The following is a 16369-nucleotide window of genomic DNA, read 5'->3' as shown; positions in this document are numbered from 1 at the left end:
CGGTCACCTCTCCCTCGCCGCCCGGCGTTCCAGACCCCGTACGACCTGGGACAGCGGCAACGTGATCACCAGGTAGAGCAGCCCGGCCACCACCAGCGGAGTCGGGTTGACCCGGGTGTTGAGCGTGTCGCCGGCGAACTTGGTCAGCTCGATGGTCGTCGCGGTGACACCGAGCACGTACACCAGCGACGTGTCCTTGGTCAGCAGGATGATCTCGTTGGTCAGCGGCGGGATCACGATGCGGAACGCCTGCGGCAGCACGATCGACACCATCGCCCGCGGGTGCGACATGCCCAGCGTACGGGCGGCCTCGAGCTGCCCCTTGGGAACCGCTTGGATGCCCGCGCGCAGCGTCTCGGCCATGTAGGCGGCCGCGGTCAGGCCCAGGCCGACGGTGACCGAGCCGTACACCCCGCCCGGGATCTCGCGGTCGGGAAAGGCCAGCGGCACGCCGTAACCGACCATGAACAGCACGAGCAGGGCGGGCAGTCCGCGGAACAGCTCGATGTAGGCGGTGGCGAACCAGCGGTACGGCAGGATCGTCGACAGCCGCATCAGCGCGAGGACGAGCCCGACGGTCAGGCCGAACACGAAGGCCAGCAGCGTGTAGACGATCGTGTTGCGCAGCGCGACCGTGATCGCCTCGGGAAACATGCTGCGGGCGACATCGGACCGGAAGAACGCGTCGGACAGGCGACCCCAGTCGGCGGCGGCGACCACGCCGGCGATGACCAGGACGAAAACGACGTAGCCGGCGACGCGGAGGATCCGTCGCCGGCGCCGTGGGGTCAGCTTCATCAGGCCTTCGGCTTCTCGCCGATCCATTCCGCGTAGATCTTGTCGTACGTGCCGTCGGAGCGCGCCGCCGCCAGGGCGTCGTTCACGGTCTTGAGCAGTTCCGCGTTGCCCTTCTTGACGGCGAATCCGTACTGCTCGCCGGTGTCGAAGCCGGCCGCGACGACGACCTTGCCGGGGTTGGCCTTGATGTACTCGTTCCACACCGGCAGGTCGTTGACCGCGGCCACCACCTGGTTGGTGGCGAGGGCCTGCTGCAGCGCGGCCAGGTCCTTGTAGGAGACGACCTCGATCTTGAGGTTTTTCTCCTTCACCTGGGTCTTGATGTAGTCCTCGCCGGTGGTGCCGCCCTGCACGCCGAGCCGTTTGCCGGCGAGTTCCTCGAGGGTCTTGACCTCTTTGCCGGTCTGGGTGGCCAGGGCCTGGGTGGCGTCGAAGTACGGGTCGGAGAAGTCGAGCACCTGCTTGCGCTCGTCGGTGATCGTCATGCCGGCCGCGGCCACGTCGCACTTGCCCGAGTTGAGGTCGGCGCCCGACTTGATGCCCTCGAACGGGGTGTCCACGATCTCCTGCGTGACGTTGAGCTTCTTCGCCACCAGGTCGATCAGCGCGACGTCGAACCCGACGACCTTGCCACTGGCGTCCTTGGACTGGAAGGGCGCGTACGGCAGGTGGGTGCAGGTGGTCAGCGCACCCGCCTTGACCAGCGCGACGCCACCCTCGGTCGTGCCGCCCTCGTCATCTTTGGCGCACCCCGCGACGGCGCCGATCGCGAGCAGCGCTACGGCCGCCAGGCGGGCGTGTTTGGCCATGTTCATGCGTCTCTCCCGATGTTCCGCGCGTGGATCACGACATGCTAATCCATGCCGCTCCATCCCTATAGGCCACCGTACCGATGGGTGATCAAGGAGACGCGGGCTGGACTGTCCTGGGTGGACCGGCGGACCGCGCACTCTGACAGGTCCGCCCGCCGGGCACATCTGACTTTCGGCCGATTGTCATCCCGTTCCCGTCTCGGCCGGAAGTGGGGATTTCTCACGGGTTCGTGCCATCGCACAGAAAACTCACAGGATCCATACATTCCGTTCCTTAGATGTGTCGGCAGCGGTCGCGCTCCCTGCGGCCGCCCGACCGGAAGGACCCCATGACGGATCCGCTGAAGAAGCGACGCCGCCGATCGCGCCTGATGTCGTACGGCGCCGTGGCCGCGGCGCTGGCGCTCACCGCGGCCGGAGTCAGCGTGGCCAATGCCGCGGCCACCCCGCCCCCGCTGTCGTTCGTCGCCGCCACCGGACAGGTGACCGCCGAGCGGTACGACTACGACGGCGAGATCTACTTCTCGTTCGACCTGGGTCTGCACGTGATCGCGGGCAAGGACCCGCTGGAGATCTGGGCCAAGCGGACCGGCTACGACAAGCCGATCGTGGCCGAGCGGACCGTGGTGCAGAACGGCAAGAAGAAGAAGGTCGCGCTGCCCGCCGGGCTCGTCACCGACTTCACCGGCCTCAAGGACTTCACCACCATCAGCATCGCCGACAAGGCGGGCAAGGTGGTCACCGAGTACAAGACGCCGTTCTGTGGCAACACCTGGTCGTCGGCGCGGACCCGGCCCGACGCCCCCGCCACGAACCCGTACCCGACCGACTGCGGCGGCTACAACCCGTTCACGCTGGGCGCGGTCTGGGGCGTGCAGGCGGGCTGGGACGCCGCCGTGGTCGACCAGCCCCAGGACCGCAACGAGGAGTTCATCCTGCCGGTCGGCGAGTACGCCGTGACCGCCACGGTGAACCCGGCCTACCGCGAGCTGTTCGGCATCCCGAAGGACCAGGGCACCGTCAAGGTCGACCTGTCCGTGGTGGACGCCGAGATCGACCGCGCCGGCCTGGCCCGGGTGAAGGCCGCCGACGCGCGGGTCGCCTCGCCCGACCGGCCCGACGAGCACTCGATCCACAGCGCCGAGGGCGACGCCGAACGTCAGGTCTCGGAGTACGTGAAGGAACTGCGCGCCCCGGCCAAGCGCCCGACGCCGCTGAAGGCGACCCCGACCGGCGGCCCGCGCCCCGACCTGCGCTCGCTGCCCGCGTGGGACATCTCGCTGTCCGAGGAGGACGGCAAGACGTACGTGAACTTCGGCGCGACGGTCTGGAACGCCGGCACCTCGCCGCTTCTCGTCGACGGCTTCCGGCGTACGGGAACCGAACTGATGGACGCGTACCAGTACTTCTTCGACGCCAAGGGCAACCAGGTCGGCAGCCGGCCCGCGGGAACCATGGAGTGGGACGCGCGCGAGGGGCACAAGCATTGGCACTTCACCGACTTCGCGCAGTACAACCTGCTCGACTCGACCCAGAAGCTCGCGGTGCGCAGCGGCAAGGAGGCGTTCTGCCTGGCCAACACCGACGCCGTCGACTTCACCATCCCGGGCGCGAAGTGGCGGCCGGACAACACCGACCTGTCGACGTCGTGCGGCGCCAACACCGTGATCGCCGTCCGCGAGGTGCTGGACATCGGTAACGGCGACACCTACAGCCAGTTCCGGCCGGGTCAGTCGTTCGAGATCACCGACCTGCCCAACGGCACCTACTACATCCAGACGCTGGCCAACCCGGAGAACAAGCTGGCCGAGCTGGACACCAGCAACAACTCCTCGCTGCGCGAGATCATCCTGGGCGGCACCCCGGAGAAGCGCACGTTGACCGTTCCCCCGGTTCACGGCATCGTGGGCTGACGAAGCCGGGCGCCCCGGTCCTCCGCCAAGGGCCGGGGCGCCTTCGTCGTTTGCCGGAATGCATCACCTGTCGATCCTTCGTAGTGGACCCCAACGGTGGTTCAGGGGGCGTCGCGGATCCGTCATCGTGTGACGCATGCCGGGTTTTGTCGGCCGCGCGGCCGAGATGAAGCTGCTGGACCGGTGCCTGGCCGAGGTGCGCGAACGCACGGCCCGTACGGTGCTGATCGGCGGCGACGCGGGCATCGGCAAGACGCGGCTGCTGGGCCGGTTCGCCGCCACGGCCCACGAGTCGGGGGCGCACGTGCTGACCGCCGCGTGCGAGGAACACTTCGGCGACCCCATGCCGTACGGGCCGCTCCTGGAGATCCTGGAGGTCTTCGGCCGCGACTTCGGCGAGGACGACGAGGCGTACCGGCGGCTGGTCGACTTCTTCGACCGCCGCGACGATCACCTCTCCGGCCCGCAGCAGGTGTTCGTCCACGTCCGGCGGATGCTGCAGCACGTCGAGGCCCCGCTCGTGCTGATCATCGAGGATCTGCACTGGGCCGACCCGTCCACCCTCGACCTCGTGCGGCATCTGGCCCAGTGCCGCCCCGAGCAGCGCCGCCTGCTGCTGGTGTGCAGCTACCGCTCCGGCGGTCTGGCCCGCACCGAGCCGCTGTGGCAGCTGCTGGCCGGCGCGAACTTCACCCGCCGGGTCGAGCGGGCAGAACTGGAGCCGTTCACCCTGACCGAGCTGGAGGAGCTGCTGGACACGGGCTCCGGCCCGCCCCGACCGGCCCTGGTCGAGCGGTGTCTGACCTGGTCGGAGGGGAACCCGTTCTACGCCGAGCAGCTGATCGCGGCGGGCGCGCTGGACCACCCGGAGAACTTGCTGCTCCCGGCCGACCTGCAGTCGGTGCTGCTGGCACGGCTCAGCGGGCTGGGTGACGACGCGTTGCGGGTGCTGCGGGTGGCCGCGGTGGCGGGGCGGGCGACGAGCCGGCGGCTGCTGCGCCGGGTCAGCGGGCTCGAGGCGTACGGGCTGGGCGCGGCTGTGCAGGAGTGCTTCGACCGGCAGATGCTGGTCACCGGGCGCGACGAGGAGACGTACCGCTTCGGGCATGCGCTGCTGCGGGAGGCGGTGTACCGGACGACCGTACGGGACATCCGGGTCGACCTGCACACCGCGATGGCGCGGGCGCTGGCCGACGACCCCAGCCTGAGCCTGACCGAGGGCTCCGCGGCGGCCGAGATGGCCGGCCACTGGTATCAGGCGGGCCGCCGGCCGGAAGCGCTCGCGGCCGCGGTGCGGGCCGGCGAGCAGGCGATGCGCACGTACGCGTTCACGTCGGCGGCGGTGCAGTTCGAGCGGGCGCTGCAGTTGTGGCCGCGGGTTGCCGAACCGGAGCGGACGGCAGGGCTGTCGCACGTGCGGCTGCTGGCCGACGCGGCCGAGTCCGCCCGCTGGTCGGGTGACACCGGGCGGGCCATGGCCCGGATCGAGGCCGCGGTCGCCGAGGCCGGCGAGGAGCGTCCCGACCTGCTGGAGCGGCAGGCCAACTACCTGTGGGAGACGGGCAGCCGGCGCGAGGCGGGCCGGGTCTACCGCGAGGCGGCCGGAATGCTGGACGGGCGGCCGGCGTCGGCGGTCAAGGCCCGGGTGCTGGCGGCCATCGCGCTGGCCCGGCTGCACGCGGGCCGCTACGCCGACGGCAAGGAGGTCGCCGACGCCGCGATGCGGGTGGCCGTCGAGGCCGGGGCACGCGCCGAGGAGGGCCGGGCGCGCAACGTCGCCGGTCTCGCCCGCGGCATGCTCGGCCAGGTCACCGACGGGGTCGAGCTGCTGCGGGCGGCCATCACGCTCGCCCGGCAGGAGAACCACATCGAGGACCTCCTGCGGGCGTACGCGAACCTGGGCCTGATCCTGGAGAACGCCGGCGACCTGCGCGAGGCGGCGGACGCGGCGATGGCCGGGCTGGCCGAGGCGCGCAGGCTCGACATCGGCGCCACCACCCAGGCCATGATCCTGGCCAACAACGCCGGGGTCGCGCTGATCATGCTGGGCGAGTGGGACGAGGCCGAGCGGATCCTCACCGAGGGCCTGCTGGACAGGCCGCCGGCCGAGAGCGTCTATCCACGGCTGACCCTGGCCGAGCTGCGGACCGCCCGCGGCTCCTTCGACCGGGCTCGGGAGTTGCTGGCCTCGATCGAGGGCCTCGAGCTCAACGGCGATCCCCGGTTCCTCGGCCCGCTGCACACCATCCGGGCCCTGGTCGCGCTCGGCCGGGGCGACCTGCCGGAGGCGCAACGGGAGGTGGCCCGCGGCGTGGCGGCCCTGCGCGACGGCGAGAACAGCCTGGAACGGTTGCGGCTGTGCGCGGTCGGGCTGCGCTGCGCGGCCGACCAGGCGGTCACCGATCGCGCGGCGGCCATGCGGTTCGGCGACGAGCTGGCCCGCGAGGGGTTCGAGGCGCGGCCGCCGGAGTCCACGCCGGAGACGGACCAGCTGCTGCTGGTGTGCCGGGCGGAACGGCAGCGGCTGCGGGGCGCCGGCACGGCGGTGCTGTGGGGCCAGGTCGCCGACGGCTGGACCGGGTTGCGGCGGCCCTACGAGGCGGCGTACGCGCGGTGGCGGCAGGCCGCGGCGGGGGGTGGGCGTGAGGCGTTGCTGGCGGCGCACCGGGAGGCCGTACGACTCGGCGCGGGTCCGCTGGTGGCCGACGTGGCGCGGCTGGGCCGGCGGTTCGGCATCGACCTGGCCGACCGGCCGTACGGGCTGACCGAGGCCGAACTCGAGACCCTGCGGCTGCTGTGTCAGGGCCTCGACGCCGCCGGGATCGCCCGGACCCGCCGCGTGACGCCGCGCACCGCCCAGACCCAGATCCACCGCCTTTACCAGAAGATGGGCGTGCACACCCAGGCCCAGGCGATGGCGAAGGCGCGCGCCGACGGCGTCTTCACCTGACAGTTCACGGCCCGTCCGTCAGAGGCAGGCATGACGCGAAAAGCCCTCCTGATCGGTTCCCAGACCAACGGCCTGACCGGTGTGGCCAACGACGTCGAGGCGATGGCGGCGGCCCTGGAACCGCGAGGGTTCGAGATCACCCGGCTGGTCACGCCCGCCGCCACCCGCGACGCCGTCCTCGACGCGTACGAGAAGCTGATCGTGGACGCCCGCCCGGACGACGCGTACGTCCTCTACTACAGCGGTCACGGCGGCCGGGCCCAGACCGTGGACGGGCCCGACCTGCAGTTCATCGTCCCCGACGACTACCTCGACTCCGGCGAGGACGACTTCCGCGGCATCACCGGCGTCGAGCTGTCCGTCCGGCTGGCCCGGCTCACCGACGTCGCCCTCAACACCACGGTGATCCTCGACTGCTGCCACGCCGCGCACATGTCCCGGCAGACCGGCATGCGGGTCAAGGCGCTGCTGCGGCCCCCGGCGGTGAAGCTCACCTACGACACGATCCGCCGGCACAACGCCCGGATGATCGCGGACGGCCTTCAGATCGACCGGCGCTCGCTGATCAGCAACCCCCACGCCGTACGGGTCGTCGCCTGCTCCCCGTCCGAATCGGCCTGGGAGACCGCGAACCGCGACGGCGTGACGATGGGGCTGCTCACCGACGCGCTGTCCCGGGCGCTGCGCGACCACCGGAGTGTACGGGTCAGCTGGTCCACGCTGATCGACGCGGTCCGCCGCGACGTGCAGGACCTGCAACCGGCGCAGCGGCCCGAGGCGGAGGGCCCGTCGGCCCGCTCGCCGTTCGCCGTCGACGACCTGGAGCCGTTGAACTCGTTGCCGGTCGTGCCGCTCGGGCCGGACCGGGTGCAACTGCTCGGCGCGCCGCTGCTCGGGGTGGAGCCGGGCGACGAGTTCGCCATCGTGCCGGCCGCCACTGACACCCCGATCGGCGTCGCCACCGTCGACCGGGTGCAGGCGACCTCGGCGAGCGCTTCGCTGCAGCTCACCACGGCCGGGCAGGTTGTGCCGCCCGATGCCCGCGCGCACCGCACCCGGGCGGCCGCCGCCGCCCTGCCCGTACGGCTTCCCCTCGGCCATCCCGCGGCGGACGAGCTCACCAAGGCCGTCGGGTTGCGGCCTCTGCTGCGGCCCGAACCGGACGCGGTTGTCGCGGTGGTCGCCGACTCGCAGGGGCGCCTGACCGTGCACGACGCGGACGGCCCGCTGCACCGGCCCTACCCGCCGACCTCCCTCGGGATCGGCTCGATCATGGCCAACCTCCAGCGCATAGCCCAGGCCACCGCGCTGCGCCGGCTCACCGGGCCCCTTGTGCACCACGTCCACATCGAGTGGGGACGGGTGCGCGACGGCCGGAAGGAGCCGCTGCCGCTCGGCGGGGCACTGCTTTTCGCGTACGGGGGTGAACGCATCTTCGTCCGGCTGCGCAACGACGGCGATCGGGCGGTGTTCGTCTCGCTGATCGACATCGGCATCGCCTCGCGGATCACCCCGCTGACCGCGGCCGACCCCGGTGGCGTCCGGCTCGCGCCGGGGGCGGCCTACACGTACGGGTGGGACGAGGACCGGGCGCGGCTGGCCGGGGTCGACCTGACCTGGCCCGAGGGCGCCGACACCACAGTCGCCCGGCCCGAGACGGTGCTCGCGCTGATCAGCGACGGGCCGGTCGACGTCGGGGTGCTGCGGCAACAGGGCGTACGCGCGGTCGCCGAACGCCACGACGGCAAGTCGCAGCTGGAGAACCTGCTCAGCCAGATCGCCACCGGCGCGACCCGGGACCTCGGCGACGCCCCGGCCTCCCGCGTGCGGTACGCCGTCGTCCCGATCGACTTCATGGTCAGCCCGACCGAGCCGCCACCGGCCGAGACGGCGTCGTTCCTCGTCGACGACCGGCCCGAACTGCCCGTACGCCTGCTGTCGGCGCGCGGCGCCGCACCCGGGCGGGTCGTCGTCCGCATCGACGAACTGATCGTGCCCAGCACCCGGGCCCTGGGCAGCACGAACATCCGGGTCGACACGATGGTCCTGACGAACGCGGGCGGCGGCGCACCCGCCTGCCACACCGGGACGGCCCGGTTCGGCAACGTCCGCGACGGCGAACAACTCCCCCTCGACAACCTGCTGATCCATCACGGCCCGGCGATCGACTTCCTCGACATCGCCGTGTGGGTCTCCCGCGACACCGCCGGCAGCCCCGCCCTCGGCACGCTGCTCGAACAGAAGCTCACCGGCCCGGCCCCGCGGGTGGGCCTGGGCGCGGCGGTTGCCCGGGCGGCGGTGCTGGTCGACGCGGCGTACGAGCTGCTGTTCGAGGCGGCGGGCCGCACCGTCGGGCTGTACCGCACCTCACTGCTCGCCCAGGAACAGTTCGGGCTCGGCCGTCACCGGCGCCACCCCCAGGATTTCTCGTTCACGTTCACGATCGAAGGAGCAGACACATGACCAAGAAACTCATCATCGGCGCCCAGGAGTGGGGCATCGCGGACGCCGACGCCGAAGGGGTCGCCCGCCTGGTCCGGGACGCCATGCTCAACGGCGCCCGGGTGGAGCTCACCCTCTACGACGCCGCGGGCGAAGCGGTGTCGGTGTTCCTCAACGGCGCGGCCACGCCCACGGTGGTGCTCGACCTGAACTCGGGCCCGCGGCCCAGCCAGATGTCCTGATCACCGGGCTCGTACGTATGCGGCAGGCGTCTCGTCTGCCGCATACGTATATCTGCGCACGCGGCTGCCGAAAACCCCGAACGATCTCCGCCGATCCCCAGGATCAGGGCAAACGCCGAGATCAGAGGAGTTGCCGTGGCCGGAACGAGGGGGATCGCCGCGGCGGACGAGGTCCGCCTGCTGGCGCGTGAGGGCAGGCTCGCCGAGGAGTTCCGGACCGCCGGGCCCGCCCGGCGACGGCGCCTGTGGTCGGGCGCCGCGGAGATCGCCGCGCCCCTGCTGTTCCTGCGGCTGACCCGGCCGCTCGAGCGCCGGCGCGGCCACTACCGGTGCGCCGCCGGCCTGCACGGCCTGGCCGCCGAATGCCTGGACGCCTACCACGACGACCTCGAGGCCCTGGTGGACCACCTGCTCACGCGGGCCGGCTCCCCCGTCCGCAACCTCGAAGGGTGGCTCACCAAGCGCCTGCACCCGGCCACCGTGGACGGCAACCGCAAGCGCCGGGGTCGCCGGGGCGCCGCGCAGCGTCCACGGGCGCCGAAGTGGCTGGCCGACGAGCTCGCCCACGACAGCCGGCGGGTGGGGCTCGCCGTGGCCATCCTCGACTGGGCCGGAAGCGAGGCCACGGCCGGGTTCTCGCTGTGGCCGCTGGCCGCCTGGGCCGACCGGCTGGGCACGACGAGCGAGGCCGTGGCCGCCCGCGAGGTCGAGACAGTGCTGACGGCCATGCGCCGCCGCCCCCGCTGGTACTCGAAGAACGTGGAGCGCCCGATGGAGCACAAGCAGCCTCCGGTCTGGATCCCCGCGCGCGGGGCGGCCAACACCCATGCCGAACCGGACCCGGTCGTGGTGGCCGCGCACGAGCACGCCGACGCGCAGCTGCGGGAGCTCGCCGCCCGTGCGGTGGAGATCCTGAACGATCGCCTGGCCGAGGGCTCGGACCCGGCCGTGCTCGTTCCGGCGGTGCTGCGGGCGGTGTTCGGCTCGACACCGCCGTCGGACGGTCTCGACCGCACCCCGGACGCGGACGAGACCGGAGCGGAACAGGTGCTCACGCTGCTCGGCGATCCGGCCCGCCTCGACCGCGTCGTCGCCGCCGTGACGGCCCTGCTGTCCGCCGGCCCTGACCGGTGAAAACCCCCACCGGGCGGCGGCGATGACGCCCTCCGCGGGCCGGGTGGCGATGCCCTTCACCGGGCCGGACGGTGACCCCCTCCGCGCGCCGGGTGGCGATGCCCTTCGCCGGGCCGAGCGGTGACGCCCTCCGCGGGCGGGGTGGCGCCTCCGCCGGGCGGTCAGACGCCGATGTGGATGAACGGCGCATAGTGCGCCGGTGCCAGACGGTGGCCGGCCGGGACACTCGTCTCGGCAGCCTCCAAGTCACGGACCCGGCTCACGTGGGATGCTCCGGCCAGCCCGTCGTACGCGGCCAGGCGCTGCTTGTCGTCCACCGTCCGCAGGTGGCGCGCGGCGCCGGCCAGGGACTCGGCCACGCTCTGCCCGTGCACCAGTCGCTCGTACAGGTCGGTCATCAGCAGGCAGGTCGAGATGTCGTCGACCGGCCACAACGACACAATCACGTGGCGGACACCGGCCGCCAGAGCCACCCGGGTCAGGCCGAGCACGTCCCCTCCGGCGGTGGCCCGGCCCCGGCCGGTGTGACAGGCCGAAAGCACCAGCAGATCGACGTCCAGGTCCAGCGCGGCCAGGCCGGGCAACGTGATCCGGTCCCGGCCGCCGAGGGCGAGCTCGCTCAGATACGGCCGCAGCTCGTCGACGGCGCCGTGGGTGGCCAGGTGGATGACGGACTTGCCGCCCACGTGGCGGGCGAACTCCTCGGCGGTGGCGGCCTCGCCCTCGAGCACCACCGAGGTCGGGAGCCGCTCAGCGATCGCCCGGATCTCAACACCCGTGCCGGGCAGCCGGGGCAGCGTGGCGTACAGCGGATCGCCGACCAGCAACGCGCCCCGGCCGTCGTCGAGCCGCGGGCCGGTTCCCGGCCGGGTCAGCAGCTCGGCCGAGGGCAGCATCGAGAGCACGAACTGTTCGCCCAGCGGAACCCGGTTCAGCGGCAGCACGGCGAACGGGAGCAGCATCAGGTTTCCCGGCGGCGCCACGAACAGCCGGTCCACCCCTGCCAGCTCGTCCGCCACTGGTGTGACGAGGTCTGCCGCCAAGCGGGCCGCCAGCTCCGGCACACGTTCCCCGCGGCCGGTCAGGTCGGCGCACGCCGTGTGCAGCTCGCGGGCGGCGCGGGCTAGGTCGCGGCGCGACAGGTTCCGCGACCGCCACTCGGCCCCGTCGCGCCGGACCACCCAAATGATCAGCTCCCGGTCGAACGACTGGTAGTACAGCAGGGCGGCCCTGGCGGGCAGTGCCGCCTGGATCTCGTCCAGGCCGGCCCCGGGCGGCCAGGTGACCGGAGAGCCCGCCGAAGCCCGGTCCACAGCGGTTTCGGCCGCCATCGCCTCGGCGGCCACCTCGGCGTGCGTGGGCTGCTCGCCGCGCAGCGCGGCCGCCGCCAGCCGCTCATGGGTGGCGCCCAGCCGGGCTTCGGCGGCGCGGATCGCCAGGTTCCGGCCCGGCTGGGCGGCCGCCGCACGCACCCGGTCGGCCAGCCGGAACGCGCCGCCGGCGTCGCCCAGCGCCAGCCGTGCCCGGGAGGCGACGTGGTACAACCCGGCGACCGCCACGTGGTCACCGGCCAGCGCGCGGTAGTAGTCGTTGGCCATCGCACCGCGCTCGAACACGGCGATCGCCTGGGCGGCCAGTTTGTCGGCCGCCGCGGCATCGCCCAGGTCGAGCTCGATGCCGGCCCGGCGCGCCAGATCGCCCCACGCCGGATCCGGGCGCGCCGGACCGGTCAGACCCGGATCGGTCGGGGCTGGATCGGTCGGGGCTGGATCGCGGTGGGCCGGATCGCGGTAGGCCGGGTGCTCATCGTCTGCGGGCCGGATGTCGGCCGGCGGCGTCCCTGTCGCTCGGGCCAGGATGTCCCGGGCGACGTCCGGCCGGTCGGCGCGGATGTTCAGCTCGGCCATGACCACCGGGTCGGGCAGGTCCAGCCGGTCGAGCACCCGGTGTGCCTCGGGCATCCGCTCCAGCTCGATCAGCAGCACCGCCTCCAGGTACGACCCGGCGGGCGCCTGTGGCAGCGCCTGCTCGCGCAGCCGGCGACCCTCCCGCGGGCGGCCGGCGTTCTCGGCCCGGGTCGCCCGGTGCCGCAACGTGAGGGCGGCGATCCGGCGGCGTGCGTCCTGAAGGTCCTGCACAGCGTGCCGGATGACCTCGAACTCGAGCGCGACGGCGGGCAGCGCCGAGGCGACCCGGAGACACGCCGTCAGCCCGTTCGCGGCCAGCTCGGTGCAGTCGGGATCGGCCAGTTCCTCGGCGATCTGGTTGAGCTCCAGCGTGGCCAGCGCCGCATGGACGAAGGCCACCGGATCCCCCGGCGCGGCCAGAGCCGCGCCGACCTGGTCGCGGCAGGCGGCCACGCTCACGGCGAGTGCCGCCCAGCGGGCGTTGCGGTTGACCAGACGCCGCGCGAAGCTTTCCTCTTCCGGCATGTGCGCCTTCACCTCTCAGTTATCGGCCGAAGTGGACGAAGGCCGCCCACTCGGCCGGGGACGCGGGTTCCGAGCGGGCGGTCAGCGACCTGAGCCGGGCCGGCATCGTGGCGGGAGGTTCCTCGTCCGGTGTGATCATCCAGAGCTGGGCCTGCCGCAGGGCCTCGGCCGGCGCCAGGTTCTCGTGCCGCAGGTAGTGGTGGAACATGAACATCAGGACCGAGGTGGCCGCGTCGGGCACACTCCACTGGCTGCCGACCACCGTCGCCACGTTGCCGGCCAGCAACGTGGTGCTCAGGCTGAACGCCTCGTCGTCGCCACGCCCGCAGACTCCGCTGCTGCACGCGCCCAGCACCGCCAGGGCGATGGGACGACCGGCGCCCGCCGCCGACGACACCAGTTCCTCGGCCGACAGCCGTTCGCCGCCCGACAACAGCAGGTACGACGTGTCCGCCGAATCGGCGCTGGGCTCGACCACGCCGTGACAGGCCAGATGCAGCAGCGCGCCCGCTTCTTCGTCGTCGGCGAGCCACTCCGTCACCTCTTTGCGGGTGCCGGAACCGTCGGGGCCCGGTGAGCCGTCCGGGGCACGGCCGACGTAGCGGGAGTCAGGGTAGAAGGCTTCCCGGATGGCCCACGCCTCGGTCCGGGCCGCGCCCAGGTCGGCGGCGGCCCCGGCGGTGTCCGGGTCGGCGACGATCAGGCACCGTTGCGCGGGCATCGCGGCGCCACGCCAGGCCACGTCACACAGCAGCCGGGCCGAGGGCGCGTACGAGAAGGTCACGTCCTCGATCGCGTAGCGCGGCCGCCCGCCGACCGTCCGGCGGGCGGCATGCCACGGAATCCGGACCAGTTCCCCCATCGGGATCAGCACGATTCGCGACGCCTCCGGCATGCGCTCCAGGACCGGGCCGATCGCCGCCGTCCACGCCTGTTCGCACAAGTCGTCCAGCGTGCCGACGGGAACCGAGGCGGCGAGGTCACGCGTGTCCGGGCTGCGGCTCGTACGGGTGGTCGCGGTCAGGAAGGCGTCGAACTCCGCTCCCCAGCCGCGGCCCAGCTGCGACAGCACCATCCAGGTCGGCGGTTCCCCGGCAGGCACGATCACCGCGGCGCCGGAACGCTCCGTGCCGGGCATCAGGTAGACGAGCGCGTCGGCGCCGAGGGAGGTGAGCGCGGCGCGTACCTCGTTGAGGTCGGGCAGCGAGAGCAGACGCGCGGAGCCGGCGTCCGGGGGCGCCTGCGTGCTGCCGGCCTGGTCGAGCGGGATGTGGGCGAGCGCGCTGATGATTTCGCGGCGCAGCTCACCGGGCACCTCGGAGCCGTCGGCGGTGGCGGCCCGCCAGCGCTCGGCGAGGTCGGGGCGTCCCTCGTCGAGCATCCGGGCCGCCAGGTCGCGGGTCTCGGTGGCGGCGTACAGGATCAGGGCCCGCCCGGCGTCCAGGGCCGCCGCCGCCGATTCGGGATCGTTGTCCTGCAGGCACCACGAGGCGACGTCCAGCGCGTCCCCGGCCGCGTGCCGTGCCGCCACCTGGACGGCCGCGGTGTCGGCCTGCAGCAGCACGCTCCACGCGTGGCCCCGCAACCCGGACAGGGCCACCTCGCGGCCGCGCACCCGCTGCCCGGCCAGCCGGTAGGCGTGGGCCAGCACGTTGCTCAGCGTGGTCCAGTGGCTGTGTGATTCCGAGCCGGCGAGCACGCGGGCCTTTTCGAGCAGCTGGGTCGCCTCGGTCAGGTCGGCGCGGCCGGCGAGCATCTCGACCCGGCGCAGCAGGGCCGTTCCCAGGCTGGAGAGATAGAAGACCCGGCGATGGTCGTGTTCCCCGGCCAGCGCGACCGCTTCCCGCAGGTGCTCGATGCCCGAGTCGAGCGTGGCGTCCGAGTCGAAGCCGTACCCCATTTCGGCGAAGCCGAGGTTGTGCAGGCGGATCGCCCGTTCGGCCGGTGTCAGCCCCGGCGCCGCGGCCTGGGACCGCAGAGTTTCCAGGTTCTCGTCCACGTTCGGTGACGACGCTGTGGTGGTGAACCTGTCGTTGAGGTCGAGGATCGGACCGAGAGCGCGGGCGAGATCGGCGAACTGGCCGTGTGCGGGGTCGTCCGGCGCCAGCCCACTGATGAGTTGCTGAGCTTCACGCATCCCGGCCGCGAGTGCGGCCGTGTCGCCCGTCATGGCCGAGGCGGCCCCCTCGGCCATGACGGCCATGGCGGTTGCCTTGATCCGGATCGTCGAGGTGTCGCCGATCCCGCTGCTCTCCAGCATGGCCAGCATCTCGCGGATCCGCTCCGGCGACTTGATCATTTCGCTGGGGTTGCCGTCCGTGAAGTCGCGGAGCATAGTCAGCGCCACCCGGGCGTTCTCCACCAGGTCCTGTTGCGGGCGCACACCCGCGGCAACCGCGACGAGACCTTCCACCTCGTGCACGGCGGCCCGGAGGTTGAAGCCGGGGCCGCCGTGCATTCCGGCCTCCAGCAGGGTCCGGGCCCGGACGGCGGCCGCGGTGGCGGGCCAGCGGTCGAAGGGGTGCGGGTCCTCGTCGGCCACCGCGGTCAGCGCCACGATCCGGGGATCGCTCATCTGCTGGGCCCGGATCATGCTGGTGACCAGGTCCGCGGCCAGCTTCGGCCGGCCCGGGAACCCGGCCGGCAGCGCGTCGAGATCGGCTGCCGCGGCCGACAGGTCGGCCGCGGCGTGGGCCTGCTCGTATCGACACGCGTGCATCCAGGCGCGGGCGAAACGCCAAGCAGCGTCGTCCGGCGCGCCCACCTGGTTGATCGCCGCCGTGGTGCGGTCGAGCATCGCCTGAAGGTCGGTCATGCCGGTAACTGACGGACACGTCCGTCAGAGAAGAGCATGACCAACCATGTGCTGAGCATTCTCGCCCAGATGCCGGCCGAGCGGCTGCCCACGGTGATCGCCCGGCTCACCGCCGAAGGGGACCAGCTCGGCCGCGCGGTGGCGTACGGACGCAGCTACCAGTTCGACCACCAGCTGCCGACCCTGCTGAACGCGCTGGCCGACCTGGAGTCCGCGACCGGCTCGACCGCCGACCGATCGGCAACGGCCCGTTTCCTGGCGCTGCGGGCGCTCGAGGCCACACTGATCGGCCAGCGTGTCGGCGCGTCCCGGGTGCTGCGCATGCTGGCCGACGCCGACGACGACCCCGACGACCCCGGTGCTCTGGCCGGTTTGCGGGCGATGGCCCACGCGGCCGGCGCGCTCGGCGACGAGCCCGGCGCCGACCCGGCTTCCGCGCTGGCCAGGCTGGACGCGCTGTCACCGCCGCGCGACACCTCGTACGCCGCGCTCTGGCCCAGCCTGCGTAACGCCCTGATGGTGCGGATCGCCGCCGACAAGCAGGACATGAGCATGATGCCCGACATCCCCCGGCAGGTCGCCACGATGAAGGCCGACCCCCGTTTCGGCCCGGCCCACCACCCGGCGATCGCGCTCATGGAGATCCTGGGCGAGCTGATGACGGCAGTCCAGCAACAGGATGTTGCCGCGGCGGCCTCCGCGACCACCCGAATGCAGGCCGCCCTCGACCGGCTCCCGGCCGGCGACCCCACCGTCGACGCCCTCCGGGCGCAGCTCAACACGGCCATGTCCCAGCTCCGCTGACAGCGGCGAAATCCCGTCCGTCAGAGA

At 72.6% G+C, this 16369-nt stretch carries 10 protein-coding genes; 6 read left to right on the top strand and 4 right to left on the bottom strand.

Annotated elements, in window-relative coordinates; all coding sequences use genetic code 11:
* Positions 1 to 3: 3 nt before the first annotated feature.
* Together C8E87_RS29270 and C8E87_RS29265 are read right to left on the bottom strand one after the other, a co-directional pair.
* On the bottom strand, positions 4 to 798 hold the full coding sequence (locus C8E87_RS29270) for an amino acid ABC transporter permease (protein ID WP_133876061.1): 795 nt from the start codon (positions 796 to 798) through the stop codon (positions 4 to 6).
* Positions 798 to 1613 carry a basic amino acid ABC transporter substrate-binding protein gene (locus C8E87_RS29265; RefSeq protein ID WP_133876060.1) on the bottom strand — a complete coding sequence of 272 codons (816 nt, stop codon included), beginning with the start codon at positions 1611 to 1613 and terminating at the stop codon, positions 798 to 800. The genes C8E87_RS29270 and C8E87_RS29265 overlap by 1 nt, the downstream gene beginning before the upstream one ends.
* A 326-nt stretch (positions 1614 to 1939) precedes the next feature.
* Between C8E87_RS29265 and C8E87_RS29260 the strand changes: the two genes are divergently transcribed.
* The 5 genes from C8E87_RS29260 to C8E87_RS29240 all read left to right on the top strand — a co-directional run bounded on the left by C8E87_RS29260 (position 1940) and on the right by C8E87_RS29240 (position 10291).
* Positions 1940 to 3523, top strand: a complete 1584-nt coding sequence (locus tag C8E87_RS29260) for a lysyl oxidase family protein (RefSeq protein WP_133876059.1) — start codon at positions 1940 to 1942, stop codon at positions 3521 to 3523.
* A gap of 136 nt (positions 3524 to 3659) precedes the next feature.
* On the top strand, positions 3660 to 6473 hold the full coding sequence (locus tag C8E87_RS29255) for an ATP-binding protein (RefSeq protein ID WP_133876058.1): 2814 nt from the start codon (positions 3660 to 3662) through the stop codon (positions 6471 to 6473).
* Between the two features lie 30 nt (positions 6474 to 6503).
* Positions 6504 to 8936: a caspase family protein gene (locus C8E87_RS29250; protein ID WP_133876057.1), complete on the top strand. Its 2433-nt coding sequence runs from the start codon at positions 6504 to 6506 to the stop codon at positions 8934 to 8936.
* Positions 8933 to 9157, top strand: a complete 225-nt coding sequence (locus C8E87_RS29245) for a hypothetical protein (RefSeq protein ID WP_133876056.1) — start codon at positions 8933 to 8935, stop codon at positions 9155 to 9157. Before C8E87_RS29250 ends, C8E87_RS29245 begins: the two co-directional genes overlap by 4 nt.
* Positions 9158 to 9292: 135 nt before the next feature.
* Positions 9293 to 10291, top strand: a complete 999-nt coding sequence (locus C8E87_RS29240; RefSeq protein ID WP_133876055.1) for a hypothetical protein — start codon at positions 9293 to 9295, stop codon at positions 10289 to 10291.
* Positions 10292 to 10452: 161 nt separating this feature from the next.
* Here the strand turns inward: C8E87_RS29240 and C8E87_RS29235 are convergent, their stop codons facing one another.
* Both C8E87_RS29235 and C8E87_RS29230 read right to left on the bottom strand, forming a co-directional pair.
* Positions 10453 to 12723, bottom strand: coding sequence for a CHAT domain-containing protein (locus tag C8E87_RS29235; protein WP_133876054.1), 2271 nt, complete (start codon positions 12721 to 12723; stop codon positions 10453 to 10455).
* A gap of 19 nt (positions 12724 to 12742) precedes the next feature.
* A complete protein-coding gene (locus tag C8E87_RS29230) occupies positions 12743 to 15538 on the bottom strand; it encodes a CHAT domain-containing protein (protein WP_133876053.1) in 2796 nt (931 codons plus the stop codon).
* Between the two features lie 36 nt (positions 15539 to 15574).
* Here C8E87_RS29230 and C8E87_RS29225 point away from each other — a divergent pair, with 36 nt between their 5' ends.
* Complete coding sequence (locus tag C8E87_RS29225; protein WP_133876052.1) at positions 15575 to 16342, top strand: hypothetical protein; 768 nt, start codon at positions 15575 to 15577, stop codon at positions 16340 to 16342.
* Positions 16343 to 16369 lie beyond the last annotated feature (27 nt).

It is taken from the genome of Paractinoplanes brasiliensis (assembly GCF_004362215.1).
Classification (GTDB): domain Bacteria; phylum Actinomycetota; class Actinomycetes; order Mycobacteriales; family Micromonosporaceae; genus Actinoplanes; species Actinoplanes brasiliensis.
This window is presented reverse-complemented; position numbering and strand designations above follow the sequence as displayed.

Coding starts and splice junctions, on each gene's coding strand:
- C8E87_RS29270 (WP_133876061.1), bottom strand. CDS start 798: ATGAAGCTGACCCCACGGCGCCGGCGACGGATCCTCCGCGTCGCCGGC.
- C8E87_RS29265 (WP_133876060.1), bottom strand. CDS start 1,613: ATGAACATGGCCAAACACGCCCGCCTGGCGGCCGTAGCGCTGCTCGCG.
- C8E87_RS29260 (WP_133876059.1), top strand. CDS start 1,940: ATGACGGATCCGCTGAAGAAGCGACGCCGCCGATCGCGCCTGATGTCG.
- C8E87_RS29255 (WP_133876058.1), top strand. CDS start 3,660: ATGCCGGGTTTTGTCGGCCGCGCGGCCGAGATGAAGCTGCTGGACCGG.
- C8E87_RS29250 (WP_133876057.1), top strand. CDS start 6,504: ATGACGCGAAAAGCCCTCCTGATCGGTTCCCAGACCAACGGCCTGACC.
- C8E87_RS29245 (WP_133876056.1), top strand. CDS start 8,933: ATGACCAAGAAACTCATCATCGGCGCCCAGGAGTGGGGCATCGCGGAC.
- C8E87_RS29235 (WP_133876054.1), bottom strand. CDS start 12,723: ATGCCGGAAGAGGAAAGCTTCGCGCGGCGTCTGGTCAACCGCAACGCC.
- C8E87_RS29230 (WP_133876053.1), bottom strand. CDS start 15,538: ATGACCGACCTTCAGGCGATGCTCGACCGCACCACGGCGGCGATCAAC.
- C8E87_RS29225 (WP_133876052.1), top strand. CDS start 15,575: ATGACCAACCATGTGCTGAGCATTCTCGCCCAGATGCCGGCCGAGCGG.